Raw genomic sequence first — 25,140 nt, 5'->3', positions numbered from 1 at the left:
GGGAATGGGCTTTTTTATTGCTAAAAATGAAAGCGGTTACGATAAGTATCCCCATAATTTTCCATACCAGATTAAAGTTCCATATAGCTACACCTTCAAGAACGCTGAAGTTAATGAAGAGAAATATTACCCAGTAGTTTGGTATCAAAAAAAATTTGATTTAACAGTTAATAAAGGACGCCATTATCTTCTACACTTTGAGGCGGTAGATTACCAATGTCAAATTTGGCTAAATGGTCATTACATTGGTAGCCATACTGGAGGTCATACACCATTCGTCATTGATATTAGTAAGTGGTGCACTGCTTCAAACATACTAGAAGTTCGTGTTCAAGATTTCAACGCAACTGATCAACCAATTGGGAAGCAATCATGGAAGGACCACAATTTTCTTTGCTGGTACACCAGAACAATTGGAATCTGGCAAAGTGTTTGGCTTGAGGAAACGGGAGCTCAGTATTTAAACCAAGTTAAGATGATCCCCCACATTCACCTAGCACAATTAGAAATTGACGCACAGTTAAACATCCCCATAACTGCTACATTACAAGCAACTATTGAGTTTCAAGGACAACAAATTACATCAATTAACTGTTCAACAATTAATGGACGAGCTCACTTCGCTGTTAATATCAGTAACGATGATCCAAACTTCAGATTGCATTATTGGTCACCAAGCAAACCGCTGCTTTACGATATTACCTTTAAGGTTATCTATAACGGCTCTGTTACAGATAGTGTTTATTCTTATTTCGGGATGCGGCAAATTGAGACAAGAAATGGCTCTGTCTATCTAAACGATCAGCTTCTTTACCAGAAATTAGTTTTGAATCAAGGATATTACCCTGATTCTGGATTAACTGGTTCAATAGCGGATTACCAATCAGATCTCATTAAGCTCAAAGAAATGGGCTTTAATGGCAATCGAATTCATCAACACATTGAAAGTAATCGAATGCTCTACCTATGCGATAAACTAGGTGTTTTGGCCTGGGCGGAATTCCCAAGTTCTTTTAATTTCTCACCAACCATGATGAACCACATTTTGGATGAACTACCTGATTTCATTTTTAAACATATTAATCATCCGAGCGTGATCACATACGTCCTCATGAATGAATCTTGGGGCGTCAATGAGATCGCTCACAACAATGAGGAGCAAGCCTTTACTAATAGTCTATATTATCTTACTAAAGGATTTGATAGTTCTCGGCTTGTAATCGCCAATGACGGGTGGGAACAAGTTAAAACAGACCTTTGCACAATCCACGACTATAACGGTGATCCCTCTTCCCTTGCAGCAAGTTACCAAGATCTTACTAAAGTATTTGCCGGTAGTCCGTCCCTCACCAGTGGGCGACAAATTTTCTGCGATTCTTATTCACGGCAAGACGTTCCATTTTTAATTAGTGAATATGGTGGAATTGCTTATGAAGAAGACATTCAACAGCAATCATGGGGATATGGCAAACGAATCGAATCAAAGTCGGCAGTCATTGATAAGATCAAGCAGCTTACTGAAGCGGTTATGAGCATTCCCAATTGTGCTGGTTTCTGCTATACCCAACTAACTGATGTTGAGCAGGAAGTCAATGGCCTCTTAGACCATAACCATCACTATAAGTTTGATCCGGAAGCTATCAGAAAAATAATGACTTCATCACATCATAATGGCTTTGAGTTTAATTAGGAGATTAAAATGGAAAAACAAATTAATCAGGAACACGTTTCTGTAGCAGAGTACCTCGCCTACTTTTCGTATGGCTTTGGTCAATGTTTTAGTTTTGGAATTATTGGTAGTTTTATTTTGATTTACTATACTGATATCGTTGGTATTTCGTCTGTAATTGCGAGTGCCATCTTCTTAATTGCACGACTTTGGGACGCGGTGTTCGATCCGATTGTTTCGGGATGGATTGACGCCCATAAGTCTACTAAGGGAAAGTTTCGTAAATATATGCATTTTGCCCCAATCTTCGTAATTACTTCTACCATTCTTTGTTTCGTCAATCCGAACATTAGTCTAGGAGGCAAAATAATCTATGCCGCGGTAACATACATTCTTTGGGGAACCTGCTACGCTTTTTCCGACATCCCTTTCTGGTCGCTTTCAACCGTAATCTCTAAAAGCGGTCAGGCACGGACTAATCTAATTACTACCGCTAACCTAGGTGTTTTTGGCGGTATCGGAATAGTCAGTTTAGTATTGCCACTCATGCTCGCCTACTTCAAACAACATGGCTCGCCGCAGACTAGCTATCTTATTTCTGTCAGTATTTTAATGTTTTTTGGCTTTATCTTAATGGAACTTGGATACAGGTTCACGAAAGAACGCGTGGTTGCTAAAAAAGCTGAGAAACTATCTGCTCATGATATTTGGGACGCTGTAAAGGCAAATAAATACATGCTAATGATCTTAATTCTCTTTTTCCTCAAGGTTGCAATGGAAATGGTCAACAATATTATTATTTACTTCTTTACCTATAACCTGTTTAACGCTAAATTCATGAGCATTTACGGATTAATTGGAACCTTTAGTGCGTTAGGTTTCTTCTTCATTCCGTTACTAACTAAACATTTTAAAAAACTATACATTCTTCGGGTTCTGTTAATCACTGATGTAATTATTCGAATTATATTCTTTATGACTGGTTACAAACATGTCATCCTTGTATTTATTTTCCTTGCAATCACGCAAACTCTTTACTCAGCCACGGGACCAATTATTTCTGCAATGCTAGCTGAAACAGTTGAATATAGCGAAGTCAAAACTGGTAAACGGTGTGAAGCAATCGTTTTTGGTGGCCAAACCTTTGCCAGCAAGGTAGCAATTGCCGTCGCTGGTGCTACAACGGGACTCGTTCTTTCGTTCATCGGTTACAAAGCCAATGCAGTTCAATCGCAAACTACTCTAACAGGCATTTTTGTCATCGTTTCAATCATCCCAGCGATCGCCTCACTGTTACGTCTTCTCGTTCTTGCTAAATACAACTATACCGAAACCGAGTTTCATAAGTGCCAAGCAATTCTTGAAAAGCGACAAGAAGAAGACTAGTTTGAATAATAAATACATTATTGGAGTTGATGAAAATGGATAACCGTAAATTAATGCATTCTGGGGATATCTATTCACCAAAAGATCCCACGATCCTTGCTGAACAAACCCAAGCGATGTTACCGATGTATGAATACAATCAAACCTTACCTACTGAAGGGAAGAAACGACAGGCATTGCTTAAAAAGATGGTTGCAGCCGTCGGCAAAGATTGTTATATTGAACCGCCCTTCCACGCAAATTGGGGTGGTCACCACATCAAACTTGGTAATCACGTCTATGCAAACTTTAATCTCACAATCGCTGATGATACTTATGTAACCATTGGCGACAATACGATGATTGGCCCAAACGTCACTATGTCGTCCGCTGCCCACCCGATCTTGCCTGAATTACGAAAGCATGGTTATCAATATAATCTCCCCATTAAAATTGGTAGTAATTGCTGGCTCGGTGCCGGAGTTATCATCCTTCCTGGAGTTACTATTGGTGATAATTCTGTTATCGGTGCCGGAGCAGTTGTTACTCGCGATATTCCGGCAAATGTTGTTGCAATGGGGATTCCAGCTAAGGTCTCTCGCCAAATCTCTGAACATGATCGTGAATTTTATTACCGTAATCGACGAATCAATTCTCAACTTTTAAAATAAGATTAATGATTCACAAAGTCAGCGCTAAAAGCTTGCGAGCGGGCTTTTTTCTCGCTAAACTAGTACAGTAATTTTATTTTGTGGGGAGAAATAATTGATGGAAAAAGTTTTTATTGTTGCCGCTCAACGGACACCAATTGGTAAATTCGGTGGTGCTCTTTCATCAAAGTCTGCAGTTGAATTAGGAGCAACTGTAATTAAGGATGCAGTGCACAAAGCCGGCATTTCTAGTAAGCAGGTCGATCAGGTATTAATGGGAAATGTTCTTCAGGCCGGTGCTGGTCAAAATCCCGCTCGTCAAGCTGCCATCGCTGCCGGACTAGATCAATCAACTCCTGCAATTACAATCAATGATGTTTGTGGTTCTGGATTATCTAGTATTATCCTCGGCGTTTCACTAATCCAATCCAAACAAGCTCAAATGATTGTTGCTGGTGGAATGGAAAGCATGTCCCGAGCACCATATGTTCTTTTAAATGCCCGTCATGGTTATAAATTCGGGAATGGTGAATTAGTTGATACCATGCAAAATGATGCTCTCCAAGATGCTTGGGGTGGCTACGCAATGGGAATTACGGCCGAAAACGTTAATGAACGTTACCACATTGCCCGCTACCAACAAGATGAATTTGCTCTCCGGAGTCATCAAAAAGCTGTTCAGGCTCAACAAGATCACGCATTTGATGATGAAATCACACCGGTCAGTGTCACTGTTCACCATCAAGATACGGCAATCGATACTGATGAAGCACCACGGGCTAATACTTCTTTAGCCGCACTTCAGGGATTAAAGCCTGTTTTTAAAAAGGATGGTTCCGTTACAGCTGGAAACGCCTCTGGATTAAATGATGGGGCAGCCGCGATTATCCTCGCTAGTGAGTCAGCAGTAAAAAAATACCATCTTACTCCGCTTGCTGAATGGCAAGCTTCTACCACTGTTGGCCTTGATCCTGCAGTAATGGGACTTGGCCCATACTACGCTATCAGTAAGTTATTTGCCCAAAATGGCCTTGATAAAAATACCATTGATCTTTTCGAACTAAATGAGGCGTTCGCTGGTCAGTCAATTGCTTGTGAACAATTATTAAAACTAGATGATCATAAGGTTAATCCTCGTGGTGGCGCAATCGCCCTCGGTCATCCTGTTGGTTGTTCCGGAGCTCGAATTGTTGTCACTCTTATCCATGAAATGCAGGATTTGCAAAAGCAAACTGGAGTCGCTTCTCTCTGTGTTGGTGGCGGAATGGGAATCGCTGCTTTAGTAAGCCTACCTAATTAATATCTAAATACGGAGCCTGGAAAGGAATTTACTTTTCCAGGCCTTTTTTATGATCAATTTATTGTTATTCAACAATAAATTATTGCTTTGCAGTAATTTATTATCGTTTTATAATAAAACCACAGTTTAATGAAAGCGGTGTCAACAATGAAAAAGGTTAATAAGTTTCTTCTTGGAGCTATTCAAGCTTTGGTTGATTTGGGAATTATTTCAAACGGTCTATTAGGAATTGGTTTTCTAATTGTTGGTCCAATTTACATTTTCACTGACGCTATCTCTTTTAAACAGATTGGCAATAACTGGGGAATTGAATTTCTCCTCTACCTTGATATTTTATTTTTTATGGCTATTTTTTTGTACGGTTGTCTTGCTTTACATAACATCCTCAACAATATTAATCTTCAGAAATACTTTGCTCCTGCAAACATGGTAGCTTTACGTAAATTAATGTTCTCGTTCCTTGCTCTTACTATCCTTGACGGAATTAACACAATCATTAATCATTTTATTAATATAACGGCCCAGCTCGACTTTTTCCCTTGCGGTAATTATTACTCCTTCTTTACCTCACTAATTATTTGCTACCTCATCTACTTTATCTTTAAGCGTGGTTTGGCTTTACAAAATGAAAATAATAGTATTATTTAGAGGTGGAAGTAGATGATTAAAGTTAATCTTGGGGTTGTTATGGAAAAACGAGGAATCTCTTCTAAGGAATTGGCGAAGGAGATTGGGATCACACCAGCTAATCTCTCGATCTTAAAAACCGGTAAGGCAAAAGGGATCCGTTTTGCAACCTTAAATAAACTCTGTCAAATTTTAAATTGTCAACCTGGAGATATTCTAAGCTATGATCAGAACTAATTAATAAGCGTCTAGGCAAACTCTTTTCATCTTTCGTTGTACAATGAAAAAGGATGACCACTAGTAAAAGGATTTTGTAACTATTAAGCTTATCTAGTAGTTGTTTCTGCTATTATTTTTACGCTAAATAGAAAGAGGATGGCGTCTTGCTTTCATCTATAAGTCATTTTTTTAATGCTTTCGGCGCTACTGTTGTTGTACCAATTATGATCTTTATCATTGCCCTTTTTCTTAAGGTTAAGTTAAAGACCGCATTAATGTCTGCGCTATATGCTGGGGTTGGTTTAACCGGGTTTTCTTGGATTATTAGTGAGTTCACCCCGGTTGTCACTAAAATTATTCATCAAATGGTCAATAATGTTGGTATCAAGCTTCCAGTGGTTGATATTGGCTGGCAAGCAGGTTCTTTGGCAAGTTTTAATTCTTCAGTCGGTTTGGCCTTTTTTGTATTCGGCCTGATTGCTGAATTTATTCTCTTTGCATTCGGCATCACAAAGGTCTTTATGCCTTCTAACTCATGGAATAATTTTGGCTTTATGATTTGGGGAACACTCGCCTACTATACTACCCATAATTTTTGGTTATCAATGGGGCTATCATTTTTTATGCTTCTTTACACTCTTGAACTAGCCGAAATTCAAGCTGATCGTTGGTCATCTTATTATCAAATTAAGAACACAACTGTTTGTGCTGCTCAAAATATCGTCCAGACAGTTCCGGCAATCTTACTAGATCCATTATGGAATATGCTTGGTTTCAATAAAGTTCACTTGACTCCCAAAACATTTCAACGAAAATTCGGTGTCTTTGGTCAGCCAACCACTCTTGGGGCAATTCTTGGTCTGTTGATCGGGATTCTCGGTAACCTTAATCGGCTTACTAGCTATCATGCCTGGGGACAGATTTTCCAATTTGCCGTTCAGTTAGCGGCTGTAATGACTATCTTTCCGTTAGTTACAGATGTCTTTGCTAAAGCGTTTAAACCACTCGCTAATAGCATTGACCAGCAACGAAGAGCTGCTGCTGATAAGCAATCAATTACTGATCCAATTAACGACCGAAAGCGCTGGTTCCTCGCTGTCGATGACGGAGTTGGTTATGGTGAATCAGCAACAATTATTTCAAGAATTATTCTAATCCCAATTATGGTCGTAATTGCCTTTATTTTACCTGGTAACCGTACTTTACCAGTGGTCGATCTAATCGCACTTCCCTTTATGGTGGAGTCAATTGTTGCCATCACTAACGGGAACATCCTCAAAGTCATTGCCAATGGAATAGTTTGGTTCAGTATCGGCCTATACTGCTCTAGTTGGTTAGCTCAGATCTATACTGGAGCTATTTCACATTATGGAGCTGCTATTCCTGCTGGGATTGTTCTTGTAACAAGTTTCAACCTAATGGCGCGACCGCTTAATGCATTAGTTTTTGCCGCTTTTATTTCACAAGATCCAATTTGGATTGGTTTATGTATTTTGGTTTACCTATTACTACTATACTGCCTTCGCCGCTACCGACCACAAATTTGGCATAATCTTAAACGAATGGCAGATAAGAATACCGTTAAGCCATCAAAGGAGTGATTTAGAATGTCAAAATTAAATTTAAAGAATACTCTGATCGCCGGAACAGCTGCGGGAGTAATCTCTGGCCTTGTTAAACTCGGTTGGGAAAATATCCTTCCACCAAGAACTCCAGAACGAGACAAGGTTAATCCACCGCAAACCCTGCTTCAACAACTCGGGGTTCCCGCTAAACTTACCCAAGCTACCTATACGTACTCTGGTCAGCAACTTCCTTGGGTATCATACCTAGTTCACTTTGGCTTCTCAATTTCATTCGCGACTGCTTATGCTGCTTTACTAGAAAAGAAAGTTAAATTCTTGACTCTCGGTGAAGGGATTCCGTTTGGGATCGCCGTTTGGGTTGCCTTTCACTTAGTAATTATGCCTGCAATGAAAACAGTCCCTAGTGCCAAGGACCAACCTTTTGAGGAACACCTTTCCGAGAGTCTTGGCCATGCAATCTGGATGTGGACTAACCATGAAATTGCTGACGAAGTATTGAGACAGTTAAAGAACCGCACAAAATTTTAACTACTAAGAAAAAATTTTTAAAAGTAGTTGCAATTTATAAAAATTCGGTTAAAATACAATTAAGGATTTACAAAAGCGATGAGAAAGACGAGTAGATAATTTCCAGTCTAACAGTGAGTCGGTGATAGTGGGAGACCGATAGCACCTGAATTATTGAAAAACCCTTTTTCCATGCTACTAACCCAAATAACCTCGTTTAAAGTAGGCTTAGTCGTCACCGGTACGTTATCTCGCCGGGAGAGTATTCTTGTACTCTATAAGATGGTCTAATAACATTTTAGACAATTTGGGTGGTACCGCGGAACAAAAGCCTTTCGTCCCTTAGATGTTGGGGATGAAGGGCTTTTTTATTTATCCTCGATTCTAAGCATATTAAGGAGTTGCTAATTATGAGTTTAATTATTCCAAAGGATTACGATCCAAAATTGTCAATTCGGGACACTGAAGCTGCTATTCGCTACATTCGGGAAAATTTCCAAGATGAATTTGGTCAAGAATTACACTTACAACGGATGTCAGCACCAATGTTTGTTGATAAGAGTACCGGGTTGAACGATAACCTAAACGGAATCGAAAAGCCCGTTTCATTCGAAATGAAGGATCTGCCTGGCGAGACCATCGAAATCGTTCACTCTCTCGCCAAGTGGAAACGAATGGCCCTTAAGAAATATGGCTTTGGCCTTCACGAAGGTCTCTACACCAACATGAACGCCATTCGGAAGGATGAAGACTTAGATAACTTCCACTCCATTTACGTTGATCAATGGGACTGGGAAAAGATTATTACGAAAGAAGAACGGACTGAACAAACCTTGAAGGCAACTGTTCGCCAAATCTTCAAGGTTATTAAGCGGATTGAAAAAGAATTGTGGTATCTCTACCCAGATGCTGTTTACCAATTACCAGATGACATTCACTTTGTTACCACCCAAGAGCTTGAAGACCGGTGGCCAGATCTTACTCCAATGGAACGGGAAGATAAGATTGCCAAAGAAATGGGCGCTGTCTTCGTAATGAAGATTGGGGACAAGTTGAAGCGTTCTGGTAAGCCTCATGATGGCCGGGCACCCGACTATGATGACTGGAGCCTTAACGGTGACATTATTTTCTGGTACAAGCCTCTCCAAAAGAAGCTTGAAATTTCTAGCATGGGGATCCGGGTTAGTCCAGAATCAATGAAGTACCAACTCGAACAAGCTGGTGCTACCGATCGGGAAAAATTACCATTCCATAAGATGTTGCTCAATGGCGAATTACCATATACAATTGGTGGAGGAATTGGTCAATCTCGGCTCTGCATGCTCTTACTTGGTAAGGCTCATGTTGGTGAAGTTCAAGCCAGCATCTGGCCAGAAGACATGCTCAAGAAGTGTGAAGCTGCTCATATTCAAATTCTATAAAATACAATTGATTAAGGGAGAGTATTAAAGTGGAAACAATTACAATTAGTCAAGCCCCAGAACACGTTGGGGAAACTGTTAAGATTGGCGTTTGGTTAACTGATAAGCGGTCTAGTGGGAAGATCGCTTTCTTACAATTACGTGACGGAACCGGCTTTTTCCAAGGAATTATCCGGAAAAATGATGTTGATGAAGCTAAGTTTGATTCTGCCAAGCACGATCTTCACCAAGAAACCAGTTTTTGGGTAACTGGTGAAATCGCTGAAGACAAGCGTTCTAAGTTCGGTTACGAAATCCACATCAAGGACTTCGAAATCGTTAGTGAAAGCGAAGATTACCCAATCGGTAACAAGGAACACGGGATTGAATTCTTACTTGATCACCGTCATTTATGGCTCCGTTCACGTAAGCCTTGGGCATTAATGCGGATCCGGAGTCGGGTTAAGTTGGCAACGATGGAATTCTTCGATAAACATGGCTTTACCCAATTCGATGCCCCAATCCTTACCTCATCAGCCCCTGAAGGAACAACTGAATTATTCGATGTTAAGTACTTCGACACTGATGCCTACCTATCACAATCAGGTCAATTATATGGTGAAGCTGGAGCAATGGCTCTCGGCAAGATTTACACGATGGGCCCAACATTCCGGGCTGAAAAGTCAAAGACCCGTCGTCACATGACTGAATTCTGGATGATTGAACCAGAAATGGCTTGGATGCACCAAGATGAAAGTCTCAAGATTCAAGAACAATACATTGCTTACCTTGTTCAAGATTTGATTGATCACTGTGCACAAGAATTAGAAATGGTTGGTCGTTCAGTTGAAAGCCTGAAGCCATTTACTGAATTACCTTACCCACGAATCACTTACAAGAAGGCAATCGAAATGCTTCAAGAAGGTGGCTTCGATTCTAAGTACGGTGACGACTTTGGTTCACCTGAAGAAACATACTTAGCCGACCAATTTAACAAGCCGGTCTTCATCATGAATTACCCACGGGCAATTAAGGCTTTCTACATGCCAACTGATCCCGAAGATGACCGTCAAGTTATCTGTGCTGACTTACTTGCACCAGAAGGATACGGTGAAATTATTGGTGGTTCAGAACGTTCATACGACTACGAATACATTACTAATAAGCTTGAAGAAAACGGCTTAAGCAAGGAAGACTACGGTTGGTATGATGATTTACGGAAGTTCGGTTCAGTTCCTCACTCTGGATTCGGAATGGGTCTTGAACGATTCCTCTCTTGGATTACTCTTCAAGAACATATCCGGGAAAACATTCCATTCCCACGGATGATCAACCGCTTGCGTCCATAATAATTAGAGTGCCTTCGTCCCAAAGAGTTTCCGGAAAGCTAGCAATTTCTCCTGACGAAGGCGACTTGCGCCTAGGAAGGAGGTTGCTAGCTCTAGGAAACTCGGGCGAAGCACGTTTCAATTAGAGTGTGAGCCGTGACGAATTAGCAACTGAGCACTAGAAAATCCCGGACGATGATTGTTTACAATCAAGGACGGGATAGCTAGGCGGAAGTTGCGGTCACGGCGAACACGTTTTGGCTCTGTGGCAGTAGAAATAGTTTCAGAGCAGAAACCTGCTATAAAGTGAAAAGTCCCGAATTGCGGTGATCAACCATAATTCGGGACTTTTCTTTATTAAATATCAAAAAGCATCAGAAACCGACTTGCTAGTCGAGCTCTGATGCTTTTTCGGACTACATTAAATTTCCGCTGAACCTTTACCCCAGTAAAAGCCTTGCTGAAGAACAGTCGGATTACCGGCGAAAGACTCCGCAAGCTGGCGATCAGCAATCCCCTCAATTACAAAATCAAGGTGATGACGGGTAGCGAAGGTTAACCAGGCATTAACAAAATCACGTGTTGTTTCATGATCTTCATTCTTGAAAACTAATAGTGATAATTTAATTCGTTGAATTGCTTTTAACTGACGAACGATAAATGCATAACTATTACTTCCTGCACAAACATCGTCAATTGCTAATTCAAACCCCATCTTCTTTAAACGAATAATCTTTTCATCAAGGTAATCAAGACTGTGAATTGTCTCTCGCCTTTCCGTAATCTCAATTGCTACTTGAGAGCCGTATTGCTCATGAACCTCTTCCAGAAATTGCCAAACACTATCGAATTCCATTTGGCATGGTTCTAAATTAATATAAATTTTGCATTCGGAATGTGAGGTCAAGGCCGTGGCGAGAGACTTCCTACTAATAGCGATCCACTGTTCGTTTCCTTCTGGGGTGGTAAGACTATTTAAAAAATCCATTCCCGGAAATGCTCCTGATGAGTCCCGCATTAACATTTCGTACGTATTAACTTTAGCGTTCATCTCGTGGTCAACTTGAAAAATCGGCTGAAAGATATTATGTAATTTCTCACTACTAGTTATAATTTTTATCACTCATTCACTTTACTTTTTGTTGTCTTATCAATTTATTGCGACGTTCTCTTCTGGCATACCATGGTGATCGGTCACGATCCAGCCACGCCCATTATTCTTTACACTATACAACATTTTATCAGCGCGCTTCAAGGTCAAATCGAGCAATTCACCATTCAAATGATTAGTTAAACTGCAAGAAAAGCTGATTGTAATTTTGACTCCTTCTTTAGTAACGATGGGTCGCTCACTGAATTGCTTTTCAATTGTTTGAAGGAGGGTATAAACTTCCTCAATCGAATGGTTTGAAACAACGATTGTAAATTCTTCGCCACCAAAACGGTAGACATACCCATGTTCAGGAAAAGCTTCATGAATCTCTTTACGAAATATCGTTGAAAAGTAATTAAGGACCTCATTCCCTACAAAGTGACCATAAGTATCGTTAATCCGCTTAAAATGGTCAATATCAAGTCCCCCAATTACAATACTGTGGATACCTTGATTCTCAGTCAATGCACTAATCTCTTGACTAAGAGCCCGATAATTAAGTAATCCGGTAAGGTCATCTCGTTCACTTTCCCTTTGTAGAAGTCTGATCTTTTCTTCATTTCTAATTTCGCTTTCATACCGACGACTTTCAAAAATTAAAATTATCAAGAGACCAAGCGTTGCCGCGGCAACATTAACAACGGTAAAATTATTATCAATTCCTAATGAGATGATTTCAACCAAGCTTAAACTTAAAATTGCTAAGGGATAGCGAATTCGGATTGAGATTCTTTTCCATTCTACTAACGCCCCACAAATTAACAGAAAGATTGCTGACTCACCGAGCCACATCCACCAAGTATTTATTGATTCAATTCCCATAAGAACTTCAACCGTATTCGCGAATAGTGGCGTAATCGTTAATAGTCCCCACCAAAGCTTATTCTTATCATTACGGAAGACCATTGTGACTGAAACAACCTGCATAAAGGCAACTTCATTAATATTAATTAGGGATAGCTGTAATAGACAGAACTCCTGAATAAAATATGTAATCATAATCGCTGCAACTAACCCGCAATTTGCTAGTTTATTTCCTTGAAACGATTCCCAATACCGTTCAAAGTAAATTTGACTAATAATCATACAGATAACAATTATTGGCAAATAAATAACTGCGCTAAAAAGTTGGATCGCCAAATTAACTTCACCTTTTCATTGTAATTTTTGATAACTTTCAAATTTTACTGCTCCTGGCTAATTTAATCTAGGAAAATCTCGGGAATAAATTCATATTCTCCTTTAATCTTTGTAAAACAATCGACTGTCTATCAGCGTTTATCTTATTAGCCATTTTATGGTAATTTTGTGATATAATTTTTTGCGGAAAATTTCTATTCATTTAACTAGGGGGGGAACGGTAATGATTATCATGGGGATTTCATTACCAATTTAATTTTATGAATACTAGCACACGTAATAATTATCGGGACCATTTCTTTGAACATGGTCACTGGGGAATTAAAATTCGCCAAATACTGATCGCACTAGCTTGTTGGTTAATTCTATTCACACCAATTGTCATTACAAGCGCCACCTATTTAGCCTACCTGACTCACGGACGACACGGTCATTTCTTTTGGCATTACGCTGAAGGATTTCAAGAATTAAACTTCTTGATAATCTTTTTAACCTTTGCTTTAGGAATGATCGCCGTTTTTTGTCTAGCAATGGGATATATCCAGTTCCAACGATCGCGAGGGTTAGTCGATAAATGGCCATTATTTGACATCACTAAACATCAATGGGAACGACAAACGGTAGAAAAGTTTATGACCGCTCGTTTTGGTGCCGAAAAGCAACGTCAACATTTACGGAACTACACTGTAAAACCTGAACAAAACCTTGCCAAGAACCAGTTAAAGGAAGTTATCACCAATAAAAATATGGAGGCCGACAACTAATGGTTTCTAATATTTTTGACGCTGCTTTGAATCCAGCTACACCTTGGGAAAGCTTTCTCTTTGTTATCACCCTGATTCTTTGTCTCTACCCAATTTTGGGCGCAATGTTCTGGTTTTTCGGTGCGGTATCGTACATGCTTTTTCGTCATCATGAGGAACTTCTTCCTAATACGAAATTAGAAAACGAACCATTCATTACGATCATGATTCCGGCCCACAACGAAGAAGTTGTCATCCAAAGTACCCTTGAATATCTCTTAACTAAGCTGCATTACCATAACTACGAAATTTTAGTAATGGATGATGGAAGTACCGATCGCACTCCAGAGATATTACACCAAATGCAAAAGTCATTTCCCCAGCTCCGGGTAATTCGGATCGAAGAAAATCAAGGCAAAGCCCATGCCTTTAATATTGGCATCTTTTTTGCTAAAGGGGAATATATTCTTAGCAATGATGCTGATACGATTCCAGAACCAGATGCACTAATTAAGTATATGCAATACTTTACTAGTCCAAATGGCGTTAACTATGCTGCAATCACAGCTAATATGGATGTTTATAACCGATCAACTCTCTGGGGAAAGTCACAAACTGTTGAATTTTCTAGCATCGTTGGGATTATCAAACGCAGCCAAACTGCCGTAAATAACACAATGTATGCTTATAGCGGAGCGAATACAATGTATCGACGAAACTTTTTAATTAATGTCGGCGGTTTTCGTCAGGATCGGGCAACAGAAGATATCAGTATTGCCTGGGATCATACCTTCATGAATGTTGTTCCCAAGTTCGCCCCTGACATTGTCTTTCACATGAACGTTCCAGAATCATTTCACGATCTTTACCGCCAACGAACTCGGTGGGCCCAAGGTGGAACCGAGGTCTGGTTAACCAATTTTACCAAGATCATCACTCACCCTTGGCGCTTTCGCTTTGTTATTCCAATGTTAGTTGACACAACCCTTTCAATCGTCTGGTCATTTTTCTTTTGGATTACAAGCTTAATTTTTGTTAGTTTAATGACGTCATTTTTCCTTACAGGTAATTATGAGCGGGTCTGGCACGGAATTGTAATGAGCATGATCTTTGTTAGTTTCCAGTTAATCGCTGGCCTTTTCCAAGTTTTAGCCGCGTTAATTCTTGATTTTAACGGGACCAAACTACGCTACTTTGCTTTCTCGCCCCTTTACCTCCTCTTTACATGGCTCGTCAATCCCTTAACAATCGTTACCACCTTTGTTAAAGCAGTTAAGACGGTATTGGGCCACGGAAGCGGTAAATGGGTTAGTCCAAAACGAAAGGTTAGTTCTGATGAATGATTTAAAAATATTTTTCTGGTGGATCTTTATCATTTTTACCCTCAGTTGCTGTTTACTTTGCATTGAAGCACGGATTCGTTACCGGAATAAAAAAGGGATTGATCGGGACCAAGAATTTTCAAATAAATACAAATACTTTGGCCAGCCGATTTATAATCATCAGCAAAAGATTCAGGGTTATGAATTGCTTCTCCGTGAACTTGATTCACAAATACAGCGTTGGCAACTACCATCCGATGTGAATAACTTTCCATTAAGTAAAATTGTTCACACCGTCAAAAAAATTAATCCCAAGATTATCGCCAATATTAAGTTTTTTTCTTTGAATATGACTGTTAGTCAAATATCTGATTTCCGTGCAGCTTACTTTTTTAAATGGATTCTCGGGGTAATCAATCACCAGCAATTACTAATTGAAATTGACGCTACCGATCTTTGCCAATCTAATTTTGTTCAACGCCATAAAGTGTTAAAGGTATTAAAGCAAATCGACCATTCTCTTATCAAAATAACGATCGAAAACGTTGATTCTTCTAAGAAAACCTACCGGATTATTAAACCCTATCTTCCATATACTGATTTTCTTAAATTCGATATCCACTCGTTTAAGAAATCGCCTTCCCACTGGATTGATATTACTCTCGCTCAATGGCAGCGATTCGCCAGCAAAGAAGGAACCGTCCCAATCGTAGGTAAAGTCGAAAATGCTGATCAAGTTGCTTTAGCCGACCAGCTTAATATCAACCTACGTCAGGGATATGCTTATGGTGAGCCGAAAAGAATTTAAATATTAGAGAGCGATTGTGACATAAGTACTTTTACCAAGTTCAAATACGAACAGCGCGGTACGCAAATGGGTTCCAGTGTCCGGTATAACCGAACTCTGGAACCCTATTTGCGCTCGCGGGGGCGTGAAAACGAAGTCATAAATGACTTCTATCACTCTTATTTTATTTGCTTTTCGTAACTTTAAAAGTTACAATTGTTTCTAGAAAGGATGATTATCATGAAGTATTTAATTACCGGTGCTACTGGTCATCTCGGTCGTCTTGTTGTCCAAGAACTTAGTAAGCAAGTCCCTATCAACAATATTCGCTTAGGTGTCCACACTCCCGCCAAAGCTACTGGTTTGTTTCAAAAAGGCTGGATATGAACTTGCAACAATCGACTATCAGAACACCGCAACAATGAACCAAGCATTTCAGAATATTGATGTTTTAATCTATATCCCTAGTCTTACTTACAAGGTTCAAGCACGAATTAATGAATTTGAAAACACCCTTACGGCGGTAAAAAAATCTGGCGTATCAACGATTATAGACGTTAGTTTCATTGCCGACCAAGCGAACAACCCATTTCAGATGGCCGGTTACTATGCCTACCTTCCAGCCCGCTTAGCTAGTACCGGACTCCAGTATGCGGTTATCAAGAATTCTCTCTATGCTGATCCACTAATTCCCTATCTTCCTGAACTCATCAAACGTCAGAATATTATTTACCCAATTGGTGATCAAGCAATGAGCTTTATCAGTCGTCAAGATAGTGCTGAAGCAATTGCAAACGTTGCTGTAAAACCATATCTCTATAATCATGGACAAAATTACCTTTTAACAATGAAACAAAATTACAATATGGTTGAACTAAGTCAGATTATGACTACCGTAACTGGTAACATAATTGGTTACAACCCAGTATCAATTAGCGAATTTGCCGATATTTACAGGTCTGAAGGCGATGGTGATGAACTAGCTTCTATGTATAAAGCAGCCGCAATGGGATTAATGAATGATGTTACTAATGATTTTCAACATATTACGGGACATGATCCCCAAAATATGAAAGACTTTTTAATAAGTAATTATCAACCGACTCATTAAAAAAACAAAGTCTATGGGACTTCAACTTCCCTTAGACTTTGTTTTTGTTATCCCAATGCTTTCTCAACTTCCTCAGCAAGCGGAATCGATGGCATTGCGCCCATCCCCTGTACAGCTAAACTGGAAGCTCGTTGGGCGTATGTTATTGCCGACTCAAAGTTTCCCAGGTTAGGGCTTAACTGTGAGCTAAGTGCACCGATAAACGTATCACCCGCTGCTGTGGTATCAACTGGATTTACTTTAAATGCCGGAACTAATCCATGGTGACCATCTGCCGTTACGTAAAAAACGCCTTGCTCGCCTAAGGTAATAATTGTGTTTTTTACCCCATGCGCCTTAAAGAACTTTGCATTCTGAAGCATTGATGGTTCATCATTAACCGAAATTCCCGTTAATAAGGAACTTTCAGTTTCATTCGGGATAATAATGTCGGTATACTCCAGCAATTCCGGAAGCAATTCTGTTGCGGGAGCCGGATTAAGAATTGTTATTACATTTTGTTGCCTGGCAAGCTTGAAAGCAGCTAGCGTAACTTCCTGTGGCGTTTCTAGTTGGGTAACGATAAAGTCTGTACCAGCTAATTCCTGCTCTAAGTCGTCAAGCTGAACTACAGTCATTGCCTGATTGGCACCCCCATAAACCATAATATCGTTCTGGCCATTTTCATCGACCGTGATTACCGCACTGCCAGTTCCGTTATCCGGATCAACAGCAATCCTACTTGTGTCCACGTTATTTTCTGCTAATGTTTTGACCATTTCCTGTCCATCATTATCAGCACCAACCGCTCCAATAAATGAAACTTTCGCTCCAGAGCGTGCTGCTGCAACGGCCTGATTAGCGCCCTTACCACCCGGTGCATAGCTTTTCTGCTTGACCGCAATTGTTTCTCCTGGTTGAGGAAACCGCGTCACCTGATAGATCGAATCAACATTAATACTACCAAGGATCATTACCCGATTTACCATTTTCCCACTTCTTTCCTAGATCTAATTACTATTATTATACGAATTCCAGCAATTGCTCCACAACTGGTTGACCCTAACTTCCTTAAAATCAGCGATTAAGATATAGTAGAAGTTAAACTAATAGATTTTTCATTACTAATTAAGGAGCTACTATGAAATTCAAATTAGAATAAAGGAGGTATCTTTGGCTTAATTCTAGCAATTTGCTCTTTACTAAGTAATGATATTCTTTTTTCAGGTGAATTTAGAATTGTTCCTTTTAGTCATGAAGCATTAACTTTGTCTGTTCCCCTTTTACTGTCGATTGCTTTTGTTAAAGCATTTGTTACTAACCTTGGTTTTGCGATGGGCTGGCGTGGCGGAACTATTTTTCCGGCAATCTTTTCAAGTTTAGCCATCGGTTGTGCATGTGCACTGGTACTTCCCGGCGACGTTCGCGTTAATGCCGTTATTGTCTTAGCCGCTAGTCTCACCGTCATCCTGGGGAAACCCCTGCTGACTAGTATCCTTTTGATTCTCTTAGTCCCCATTGAGCTAACTCCGGTAATAATTACTGTGTCAATCGCTACTAACTGGCTAGTTAAAAAATTCCTCCCAAACTCTTAAATATTAATAAATCCTCCCTATTCTTCTTTCAAACAAAGATTAGGGAGGATTCTTAATTTTAGCTGCTAATTAAGGGTCCCCACTTTACAAGGGGCTGATCTCTTATAAGCTTTCATTGTATTTTTGCTTAATGAAATTAGCAGAGTTCTGTAATTTTTGTAATTCTTCTTCGGTCAAGTCTAATTGACTTTGCTCAACGATTCCTTGCCGACCGACAATTGCAGGGTAAGAAAGGTAGACATCGTATTCTTCACGGAAATTCGATACAGGAAGCTCAGTCCGTGCGTCACTTAAAATAACATTAACTAACCGTACTGCGGCCGTAGCAACTCCATAGCTAGTATACTTCTTTCCCTTGAATACATACCAGCCACCAAGCTTAGACTCCTTATCCAGTTCTGGTAAATCAATGTTCCGTTCCGCTGCCAGTTTAGTAATTGGCTGATCAAGGACCCGAACGGTTGACCAAGCGGTAAATTGTGAATTCCCATGCTCACCAAGGTTATACCCACTAACAGAACGCGGATCGACATTAAATTTATCCGCAACAACCCGCTTCATCCGGGCAGAGTCAAGTAACGTTCCTGTTCCGATTACTTGATTCTTTGGCAGTCCCGTCAGCTTTTGGTATAAGGATGTAATCACATCAACTGGATTTGAAATTACAACAAGCTTTCCAGAAAAGCCGCTTGCCTTAATCTTCGGAGCAACATCTTTAACTGCGTCCCGCGTAAATGGCAATTCGACAAATCGGTCAGCTTGTGGCTGATCCTGAAGCTTGATATTCCCCACTGCCGAAACGACTACTTCAGCATCCTTTAGTGCCGAATAATCATTAACCACAATATTGGTATGGTATGGCAGGTTAGGCATTGCGTCCTTTAAATCAAGAGCATCGGCATTCACCTTATCCTCGTTGGAATCAATTAATACCAAGTCATCAGCAAATCCGTTAGCAACAATGTAGTGGGCAACTGTTGAGCCAACGTGCCCCATTCCAATAACGGCAACTTTTCGTGACATTCGGAAAACTCCTTTCACACATTAAAATAAGATTAGAATTAACTTATATTAATGATACCACCTTTAATAATTCAAATCATTTAAAATCACTAGACCAAATTACATTAGGCGCCTAATCCTGATCGGTTTGGATAATTTTAATCTTACTTTGATCAATCTTTGGATCGTCCATAATAATTTCATCGGCATGATCGACCTTAATTTGACCACTGATTGGATTCTTGATGCTCATGATTGATCCTTTAATTTCCGCATCAATATTGCTGCACAGTTCAAAGGCAAGATCTGTTCGGAGTGTCCGACAATTCTTCATTGTCAAATGGTCAACATAACATAATCCTTGATCGCTCTCAATCGTACAGTTAATGAAGGTGATGTTCTTGGTATTCCAAGCAAGGTACTCACCGCTAATCTTCGAGTCATAAATGGTAACATTTTCGCAATTCCAAAAGGCATCCTTTGAAACTAGCCGTGAATTATGAACCTCAACGTTTTTTGCTCCATCAAATACATAGTTACCCACTAGATCAAGGTGATCAACATAAATGTTCTCACTGTTCATTCCCAGATAGTCTCCATTAGCATACACATCATGCATCTTAATGTTCTTACAGCTCCACATTGTCTCTTCCGCGTCAGAGAAGTGAACGTTATCAAGGGTTATGCCGTCACACCGCCGGAATTCCTTTGGAGCTTGAATAGTGCTGTCAGTAATTTCAATGTCATTGGTATACCAAATTCCTGAACGCGACATCTCTTCAAAAACCGTGTCCGTTACCTTAATATGATCAGAATACCAGAGTGGATACTTCCAAGTGAACAGAACTCCATCTAATACTAAATTAGCCGTCTCCTTTAGTGGTGATTCACCCTTACCAAATGTAGTATTGATTAATTTGGTGTCGTGGATCCCGTAGAGTGGTCGTTCGCCATCATAATAGTCATCTTTAATTTCTTGCATGTTAGTTATTCCCCTTTGTGCTCCTCTTATTATCAAGATACCCACTAATTAAGAATAATCCTATAATATTAATTAGTACAATTAATATCCTTATTTTAAGGTAACACTAACTAATTAAAAGTAAAAATACTTATACCTAATTACGTTATATTCGATTCTTGAATGACTGATTGTCGAGAAGCATTATCTGGGGTGTCAATATAAATTGATGTACAATCAGGTATGAATAAATTTTAATTTAAGAATAAATAAAGGAATGATTAACTATGAAGTATGATTTTGACACGATTCTTGATCGCCAGCATACCAATTCAGAGAAGTGGGATGTTAAGCCAGGCGAATTGCCAATGACAACTGCTGATATGGACTTTAAAACGGCTCCTGAAATCATGCAAGCAATGAAAGATAAAATTAATGCCGGTGCTTTCGGCTATGAATACCCTAGTCAGGAATACTTTGATGCCGTCGCTCACTGGTATAAGTCCGAGCACAACGCGGAAGCACAAACTTCCTGGATGCGTTTCGCTACGGGAGTAATTCCTTCAATTACCGCTAGCGTTAACCACTTAAGTCATACTGGTGATAACGTTCTTCTGATGGAACCAGTCTATAATACCTTCTACAATTCAATCCTAAATAGCGGTCGCCACGCCCTAGCAATCCAATTAAAGTACGATCGTTCTACCTACACCTACTCCGTTGACTGGGATGACCTCGAAGAAAAGATGAGCAACCCGTTAACGACTCTGATGATTCTCTGTAATCCACACAACCCAACCGGCTATGTTTGGTCTCGTGATGAACTAATGCGGATTATTAAACTAGCACAAAAGCATGGTGTAATTGTTATTAGCGATGAGATTCACGGTGACTTGGTTTTAAAGGGTCCCGACTATACACCAACTTTTTCTCTTCCCGAAGAATACCGTCAAAACCTAGTTACCCTAGTTTCAACCAGTAAAACATTTAACGTTGCTGCCCTTCATGCCGCAACGGGAATTGTTGCCAACCCGATCCTGCGTGAACGCTTTACTCGGGCAATTAACAAGTATGAAGTTGCTGAACCGAACCTTCTTGCCATTCCTGGTACTATTGCTGCCTATACTCAAGGCGCTGATTGGCTCCACCAGCTTAAGAAATACTTGTTGCATAATCGAGAATACTTAGAACAATTTATCAGCGATAATTTACCTCAGCTTCACGTTGTTCCTGGTACAGCTACCTACCTTGTCTGGATTGATGTTAGTGAAGTCACCAATGATAGCAATGCCCTTGCACAAAAGATCCGTCAAGAAACCGGGTTAATTATTAATCCAGGAACTTACTACCATGGTAACGGTAATGAGTTTATCCGGATCAACATTGCTTACCCGCTTGCCCAAATCAAGGACGGGTTAAGCCGGTTAGCTAAGGCAATTAAAAACTAATTTCTTAAATTAGCGTTATGATAGAAGTTAATTGTATTTTAGGGAGTATCTAAGTTTGAGTAAGCTAAAAAAGCATATTAATCGTGAAATGAATCTTTGGGAACGCAATCAAGCAAACGAGTTAGCAAAGATTCGTGCATCACAGCGTCACCTGATTTACAACTTAATTGCCTACGTTTCAATTTCAATTATTGAATATTGGTTAGCCGAAATTAGTAAGTCGCAAACTTTACGGGCCGATGCCTTTAACAACTTATCTGGAATAATCTCAACATTTCTCTTAATGATGGAACTTCATATTGCACAAGACATTGACGATGATGATATTGCTGGTGTGGAAATGCCAGACGAAAATGAAAGCATCCTTGGTGGCGATCAACGGATGCAGTTTATTCGTTGGCGATACGAAACCGTCTTTTCCTTAGTAACCGCTGTTATCATGGTTGTGATTGCATTTGATGTTATTCTTGACGGAATTAAAGCTCTGCTAAATCCTGCTAGTCGAGTGGTTCCTCAACCGGTTGCGCTTATTGGGGCCGGGATTGCTTCGGTGATCATGCTTGTTGTCTGGTACATGAACCGTAAAGCGGGACAACGACTACAGAACGCTGCCCTCCTAGCTTCGGCTCAAGATAGTCTTGCCGATGCCTTTACTAGTATTGGAACAATGGTTGCGATTGCTGGGGCACTTCTCTTTGACCTAGCATGGCTTGATGGGGTTACCAGTATTATCGTTGGTTTCTTTATCCTCTATTCTGGATTAAAAATCTTCTTTCAAACGAGCTTAAACTTGGTCGATTATTTTGATCCAAAAGCCGAGCGAGAATATAAGCAAGCAATTTTGAAGGTCAAAAAAGTGAAAAACGTTGCTGAACTAAAGGCTCACTATAACGGGAATGTTGTTTCCCTCGATGCCACTGTTTTGGTTGATGCTAAAATGACCATTTTGGAAAGTTATCAGCTTTCCGAAAAGATTGAACGGACTTTGCGAAAGAAGTTTGGAATCGTTGATACTGATATTTCCTTTATTCCCGCTCCCGGAACATTCTCTGATAAGGACGTTAAGGGGCACTTCTAATTTATGATGTTTCATATGAAACAAAAAATGAGGTTCAAAATTGAACCTCATTTTTTCTCACTATAATCTTTAGAAACTGTCTCGTTTTCCTTTGAATCCTAGCAAGCTGAACAATGCTCCAAGGACAGCAAGACCAATCAAACCTGCATGACGCTGATTACCAGTCTGTGGTAATTGACTTTGCGTTGTTGGATTGTTCGTTGACGGTACCTTGCCCTGATTTTGTACAGGCCAACTTGTTTTATTAACTAATGATTGACTATTATCTTGATTATCAGGAACAACCTGTTCATCAGGAGTTCCAGGAATTACCTTAACACTGTCCGTTGGTACCTCTGGGGTTTCGTTAGTTCCTGGCTTAGGAGCTGGCGTCTCTTCAGGAGTAGTCGGGGAAGTAGGCGTTTCTGGAACAACTGGTGTGGTTGGTTGCTGAGGAGTTGTTGGCTTCTCCGTTGGCGTACTTGGTTGTTCTGGTGTCGTTGGTGTTTCTGTTGGCGTTGTCGGCTGTGCTGGTATACTACTGTTCTTAGTATAGTAAACAGTGATCGTGGTATGCTTATTGGACTTAGCATCGACCAACATTTGATCGATTAGCTTTTGCTTGTCATCAACCAACCGGTATCCCGGAATAGTTGGTGAAACCACATCGAACAGCTTCGACTTTGCTTGTTGTTCGTCTAAATCTTGTGCCAAAATTTTACCGTGCTGAACAATTGCGTAGTAGGTCGTCGGCTGTTCAGCAACCACTTGTGATTTGGCCTTTGACGCAGCATATAAGGCAAATGTGTTTGGGAAGACAGGGGTTGCTGGATTTACTGGTTGTCCAGGGTTATCAGGAGCAACCGGTATACTAGCATGTTTAAGAATTACTTGGTAAGTTGTTGCCTTTTGTGGGAAATTAGCTACCTCAGGATAATTGTCACTAACATACTGGTATCCCATACCTAGATAATCTTTAATTCTATTGCTTTTCTCATAATCAATTGATGCTCCCGGCTTACCACTTACTGTATCCGTATAAAGAACCTTATTGTTATCATCCTGATCAATATATTCGATTGTGACTGTTACTTCTTCCGCATCGTTCTTTTTGTAAACAACCCGAACAACCTTGTTAGGCTGCTCAGTAGTAATGGTAGCACCATCAACTTCTTCATTTACTGGTGTATAACCAGCAATTTCTGGTGCCTTAACCTTACCGAATTGGTGTGACTCAGTCTTCCACTTTCCGGGAGTAATCACTTTACCTGTCACGCTATCAACAGTTCTTCCTGTTTTTTCAAACGTGAATGACGTTACCGTATTATCTCTTAATTTTTTGCCGTCTTGATCAACATACTCTACCGTTTGTGAACCAGGAAGAGTCGTATTAACTGTTTTGATACCATGGGTAAAGTAAACGTTAAAACTAAAATCATGAGCAGCTTCAGTAAACTGTAACTGCCCCCCCTCATTGAATTCCGGGTTGAAGTTATCAGAAACATACTGATAGCCTTTTTCACCAAGACTATTTACCTTGGTATTAATTAAGTTTTCTCCCTGAGATTGCTGAACATGCGTCCCAAAGTATCCCTTAAACCCGTCTTGTCCTAAGCTTTGGTTATTAGTCTGATCAATATAATTAATTGTGACATGACCAACTTTATAGTAAGGAACAATACTTACATCTTGATTAGCATCCGGGTGGAGTGTTTTATTTGTTCCTTCCTCTTGGTACTGAATTGTTCGGTCAATTGTAACCGCCTGGTCTGATTGAACTTCGCCATTGTTTCCCAGATAGTCTTGGACCGCTTTAACAGCATTTTGCGTTTGTTCTTGATTATTCTGTTCTTGATAATTTGAATCTTGCGCAGGTTGATCAGTTTGACTGACTGTATCGGCCTTAACGTTATTAATAGCACCGCCCATAAAGAAGAATGTTGTTCCTAACATTACCGAAACGGTTCCAATCTTTAGTTTCCGCAAACTAAATCGTTGTTTAACCTTGACCGGATTTTGTTGCTCCTTTACAAACTTCATTATTATCCCTCCTCGTAATAACCAATGAATGGTACTGTGCCCTGTCAAGTTTACACATTAAATAATAAAAATTAGTTGGCCTTGCCAAAGCGGTATTCCGCTGCGGTAAGGTCATTTCTCTTCGCTGAGATAAATTTTTCAGTGAAATAGG

The 25,140-nt window shown here is 39.9% G+C and carries 22 protein-coding genes, 1 pseudogene and 1 other annotated feature; of the genes and pseudogenes, 17 read left to right on the top strand and 6 right to left on the bottom strand.

Annotated features, from left to right (window positions below):
• The first annotated feature begins 4 nt into the window (after window positions 1–4).
• From HUK49_RS07965 to asnS, 10 genes are all read left to right on the top strand, one after another.
• On the top strand, window positions 5–1,690 hold the full coding sequence (locus tag HUK49_RS07965) for a glycoside hydrolase family 2 protein (RefSeq protein ID WP_206705650.1): 1,686 nt from the start codon (window positions 5–7) through the stop codon (window positions 1,688–1,690).
• 9 nt (window positions 1,691–1,699) lie between these two features.
• Window positions 1,700–3,055 carry an MFS transporter gene (locus HUK49_RS07960; RefSeq protein WP_191913317.1) on the top strand — a complete coding sequence of 452 codons (1,356 nt, stop codon included), beginning with the start codon at window positions 1,700–1,702 and terminating at the stop codon, window positions 3,053–3,055.
• 29 nt (window positions 3,056–3,084) lie between these two features.
• Window positions 3,085–3,705: a sugar O-acetyltransferase gene (locus HUK49_RS07955; protein WP_191913316.1), complete on the top strand. Its 621-nt coding sequence runs from the start codon at window positions 3,085–3,087 to the stop codon at window positions 3,703–3,705.
• A 97-nt stretch (window positions 3,706–3,802) separates the two neighbouring features.
• Complete coding sequence (locus tag HUK49_RS07950; RefSeq protein ID WP_191913315.1) at window positions 3,803–4,984, top strand: thiolase family protein; 1,182 nt, start codon at window positions 3,803–3,805, stop codon at window positions 4,982–4,984.
• A gap of 147 nt (window positions 4,985–5,131) precedes the next feature.
• Entirely contained in the window at window positions 5,132–5,632 is a 501-nt protein-coding gene (locus HUK49_RS07945; RefSeq protein WP_191913314.1) for a DUF2975 domain-containing protein, read from the top strand.
• A 12-nt stretch (window positions 5,633–5,644) separates the two neighbouring features.
• On the top strand, window positions 5,645–5,848 hold the full coding sequence (locus HUK49_RS07940) for a helix-turn-helix domain-containing protein (protein WP_102167987.1): 204 nt from the start codon (window positions 5,645–5,647) through the stop codon (window positions 5,846–5,848).
• Window positions 5,849–5,994: 146 nt separating this feature from the next.
• Window positions 5,995–7,431, top strand: coding sequence for a PTS transporter subunit IIC (locus HUK49_RS07935; RefSeq protein ID WP_191913313.1), 1,437 nt, complete (start codon window positions 5,995–5,997; stop codon window positions 7,429–7,431).
• A 6-nt stretch (window positions 7,432–7,437) separates the two neighbouring features.
• On the top strand, window positions 7,438–7,944 hold the full coding sequence (locus HUK49_RS07930) for a DUF1440 domain-containing protein (protein ID WP_102167989.1): 507 nt from the start codon (window positions 7,438–7,440) through the stop codon (window positions 7,942–7,944).
• Between the two features lie 69 nt (window positions 7,945–8,013).
• Window positions 8,014–8,269 (top strand) — a binding site (T-box leader).
• 64 nt (window positions 8,270–8,333) lie between these two features.
• A complete protein-coding gene (gene asnA / locus HUK49_RS07925) occupies window positions 8,334–9,344 on the top strand; it encodes an aspartate--ammonia ligase (RefSeq protein ID WP_191913312.1) in 1,011 nt (336 codons plus the stop codon).
• Between the two features lie 29 nt (window positions 9,345–9,373).
• Window positions 9,374–10,672: an asparagine--tRNA ligase gene (gene asnS, locus HUK49_RS07920; protein ID WP_191913311.1), complete on the top strand. Its 1,299-nt coding sequence runs from the start codon at window positions 9,374–9,376 to the stop codon at window positions 10,670–10,672.
• 400 nt (window positions 10,673–11,072) lie between these two features.
• Here asnS and HUK49_RS07915 read toward each other — a convergent pair whose 3' ends face one another.
• Both HUK49_RS07915 and HUK49_RS07910 read right to left on the bottom strand, forming a co-directional pair.
• The gene (locus HUK49_RS07915) at window positions 11,073–11,774 is read right to left on the bottom strand and encodes an EAL domain-containing protein (RefSeq protein WP_191913310.1); all 702 of its coding nucleotides are present in this window, start codon (window positions 11,772–11,774) and stop codon (window positions 11,073–11,075) included.
• 27 nt (window positions 11,775–11,801) lie between these two features.
• Window positions 11,802–12,944, bottom strand: a complete 1,143-nt coding sequence (locus HUK49_RS07910; RefSeq protein WP_235981061.1) for a GGDEF domain-containing protein — start codon at window positions 12,942–12,944, stop codon at window positions 11,802–11,804.
• 260 nt (window positions 12,945–13,204) lie between these two features.
• On the opposite strand from HUK49_RS07910, the gene HUK49_RS07905 reads away from it, so the two are divergent.
• From HUK49_RS07905 to HUK49_RS07890, 4 genes and pseudogenes are all read left to right on the top strand, one after another.
• Window positions 13,205–13,708, top strand: a complete 504-nt coding sequence (locus tag HUK49_RS07905; RefSeq protein WP_191913309.1) for an ABC transporter permease — start codon at window positions 13,205–13,207, stop codon at window positions 13,706–13,708.
• A complete protein-coding gene (locus tag HUK49_RS07900) occupies window positions 13,708–15,030 on the top strand; it encodes a glycosyltransferase family 2 protein (protein ID WP_178696175.1) in 1,323 nt (440 codons plus the stop codon). The genes HUK49_RS07905 and HUK49_RS07900 overlap by 1 nt, the downstream gene beginning before the upstream one ends.
• The gene (locus HUK49_RS07895; RefSeq protein ID WP_191913308.1) at window positions 15,023–15,817 is read left to right on the top strand and encodes an EAL domain-containing protein; all 795 of its coding nucleotides are present in this window, start codon (window positions 15,023–15,025) and stop codon (window positions 15,815–15,817) included. Before HUK49_RS07900 ends, HUK49_RS07895 begins: the two co-directional genes overlap by 8 nt.
• 219 nt (window positions 15,818–16,036) lie before the next feature.
• Window positions 16,037–16,907: pseudogene (locus tag HUK49_RS07890) on the top strand (NAD(P)H-binding protein).
• Between the two features lie 47 nt (window positions 16,908–16,954).
• On the opposite strand, the gene rbsK reads toward HUK49_RS07890, so the two are convergent.
• On the bottom strand, window positions 16,955–17,875 hold the full coding sequence (gene rbsK, locus HUK49_RS07885; RefSeq protein ID WP_191913307.1) for a ribokinase: 921 nt from the start codon (window positions 17,873–17,875) through the stop codon (window positions 16,955–16,957).
• 180 nt (window positions 17,876–18,055) lie between these two features.
• Here rbsK and HUK49_RS07880 point away from each other — a divergent pair, with 180 nt between their 5' ends.
• Complete coding sequence (locus tag HUK49_RS07880) at window positions 18,056–18,481, top strand: chloride channel protein (protein WP_191913328.1); 426 nt, start codon at window positions 18,056–18,058, stop codon at window positions 18,479–18,481.
• Window positions 18,482–18,583: 102 nt separating this feature from the next.
• Here HUK49_RS07880 and HUK49_RS07875 read toward each other — a convergent pair whose 3' ends face one another.
• Together HUK49_RS07875 and HUK49_RS07870 are read right to left on the bottom strand one after the other, a co-directional pair.
• Window positions 18,584–19,504, bottom strand: coding sequence for an L-lactate dehydrogenase (locus HUK49_RS07875; protein WP_191913306.1), 921 nt, complete (start codon window positions 19,502–19,504; stop codon window positions 18,584–18,586).
• A gap of 112 nt (window positions 19,505–19,616) precedes the next feature.
• Window positions 19,617–20,465, bottom strand: a complete 849-nt coding sequence (locus HUK49_RS07870; RefSeq protein ID WP_191913305.1) for a DUF3737 family protein — start codon at window positions 20,463–20,465, stop codon at window positions 19,617–19,619.
• 266 nt (window positions 20,466–20,731) lie between these two features.
• Between HUK49_RS07870 and HUK49_RS07865 the strand changes: the two genes are divergently transcribed.
• Window positions 20,732–21,892 (top strand): MalY/PatB family protein, encoded by a 1,161-nt coding sequence (locus HUK49_RS07865; protein WP_191913304.1) that lies wholly within the window; start codon window positions 20,732–20,734, stop codon window positions 21,890–21,892.
• A gap of 55 nt (window positions 21,893–21,947) precedes the next feature.
• Window positions 21,948–22,970, top strand: coding sequence for a cation diffusion facilitator family transporter (locus tag HUK49_RS07860; RefSeq protein WP_191913303.1), 1,023 nt, complete (start codon window positions 21,948–21,950; stop codon window positions 22,968–22,970).
• 69 nt (window positions 22,971–23,039) lie between these two features.
• On the opposite strand, the gene HUK49_RS07855 is transcribed toward HUK49_RS07860, so the two are convergent.
• On the bottom strand, window positions 23,040–24,989 hold the full coding sequence (locus HUK49_RS07855; protein WP_191913302.1) for a mucin-binding protein: 1,950 nt from the start codon (window positions 24,987–24,989) through the stop codon (window positions 23,040–23,042).
• Window positions 24,990–25,140 lie beyond the last annotated feature (151 nt).

Source organism: Limosilactobacillus portuensis (assembly GCF_014838735.1).
Classification (GTDB): Bacteria; Bacillota; Bacilli; order Lactobacillales; family Lactobacillaceae; genus Limosilactobacillus; species Limosilactobacillus portuensis.
This window is presented reverse-complemented; position numbering and strand designations above follow the sequence as displayed.

What these genes read in the sequence shown, in the direction of transcription:
- HUK49_RS07945 (WP_191913314.1), top strand. Translation starts at nt 5,132, where the DNA reads ATGAAAAAGGTTAATAAGTTTCTTCTTGGAGCTATTCAAGCTTTGGTT.
- HUK49_RS07895 (WP_191913308.1), top strand. Translation starts at nt 15,023, where the DNA reads ATGAATGATTTAAAAATATTTTTCTGGTGGATCTTTATCATTTTTACC.
- HUK49_RS07965 (WP_206705650.1), top strand. Translation starts at nt 5, where the DNA reads ATGGGCTTTTTTATTGCTAAAAATGAAAGCGGTTACGATAAGTATCCC.
- HUK49_RS07855 (WP_191913302.1), bottom strand. Translation starts at nt 24,989, where the DNA reads ATGAAGTTTGTAAAGGAGCAACAAAATCCGGTCAAGGTTAAACAACGA.
- HUK49_RS07900 (WP_178696175.1), top strand. Translation starts at nt 13,708, where the DNA reads ATGGTTTCTAATATTTTTGACGCTGCTTTGAATCCAGCTACACCTTGG.
- rbsK (WP_191913307.1), bottom strand. Translation starts at nt 17,875, where the DNA reads ATGGTAAATCGGGTAATGATCCTTGGTAGTATTAATGTTGATTCGATC.
- HUK49_RS07905 (WP_191913309.1), top strand. Translation starts at nt 13,205, where the DNA reads ATGAATACTAGCACACGTAATAATTATCGGGACCATTTCTTTGAACAT.
- HUK49_RS07950 (WP_191913315.1), top strand. Translation starts at nt 3,803, where the DNA reads ATGGAAAAAGTTTTTATTGTTGCCGCTCAACGGACACCAATTGGTAAA.
- HUK49_RS07930 (WP_102167989.1), top strand. Translation starts at nt 7,438, where the DNA reads ATGTCAAAATTAAATTTAAAGAATACTCTGATCGCCGGAACAGCTGCG.
- asnA (WP_191913312.1), top strand. Translation starts at nt 8,334, where the DNA reads ATGAGTTTAATTATTCCAAAGGATTACGATCCAAAATTGTCAATTCGG.
- HUK49_RS07875 (WP_191913306.1), bottom strand. Translation starts at nt 19,504, where the DNA reads ATGTCACGAAAAGTTGCCGTTATTGGAATGGGGCACGTTGGCTCAACA.
- HUK49_RS07865 (WP_191913304.1), top strand. Translation starts at nt 20,732, where the DNA reads ATGAAGTATGATTTTGACACGATTCTTGATCGCCAGCATACCAATTCA.
- HUK49_RS07870 (WP_191913305.1), bottom strand. Translation starts at nt 20,465, where the DNA reads ATGCAAGAAATTAAAGATGACTATTATGATGGCGAACGACCACTCTAC.
- HUK49_RS07955 (WP_191913316.1), top strand. Translation starts at nt 3,085, where the DNA reads ATGAAAATGGATAACCGTAAATTAATGCATTCTGGGGATATCTATTCA.
- HUK49_RS07940 (WP_102167987.1), top strand. Translation starts at nt 5,645, where the DNA reads ATGATTAAAGTTAATCTTGGGGTTGTTATGGAAAAACGAGGAATCTCT.
- HUK49_RS07960 (WP_191913317.1), top strand. Translation starts at nt 1,700, where the DNA reads ATGGAAAAACAAATTAATCAGGAACACGTTTCTGTAGCAGAGTACCTC.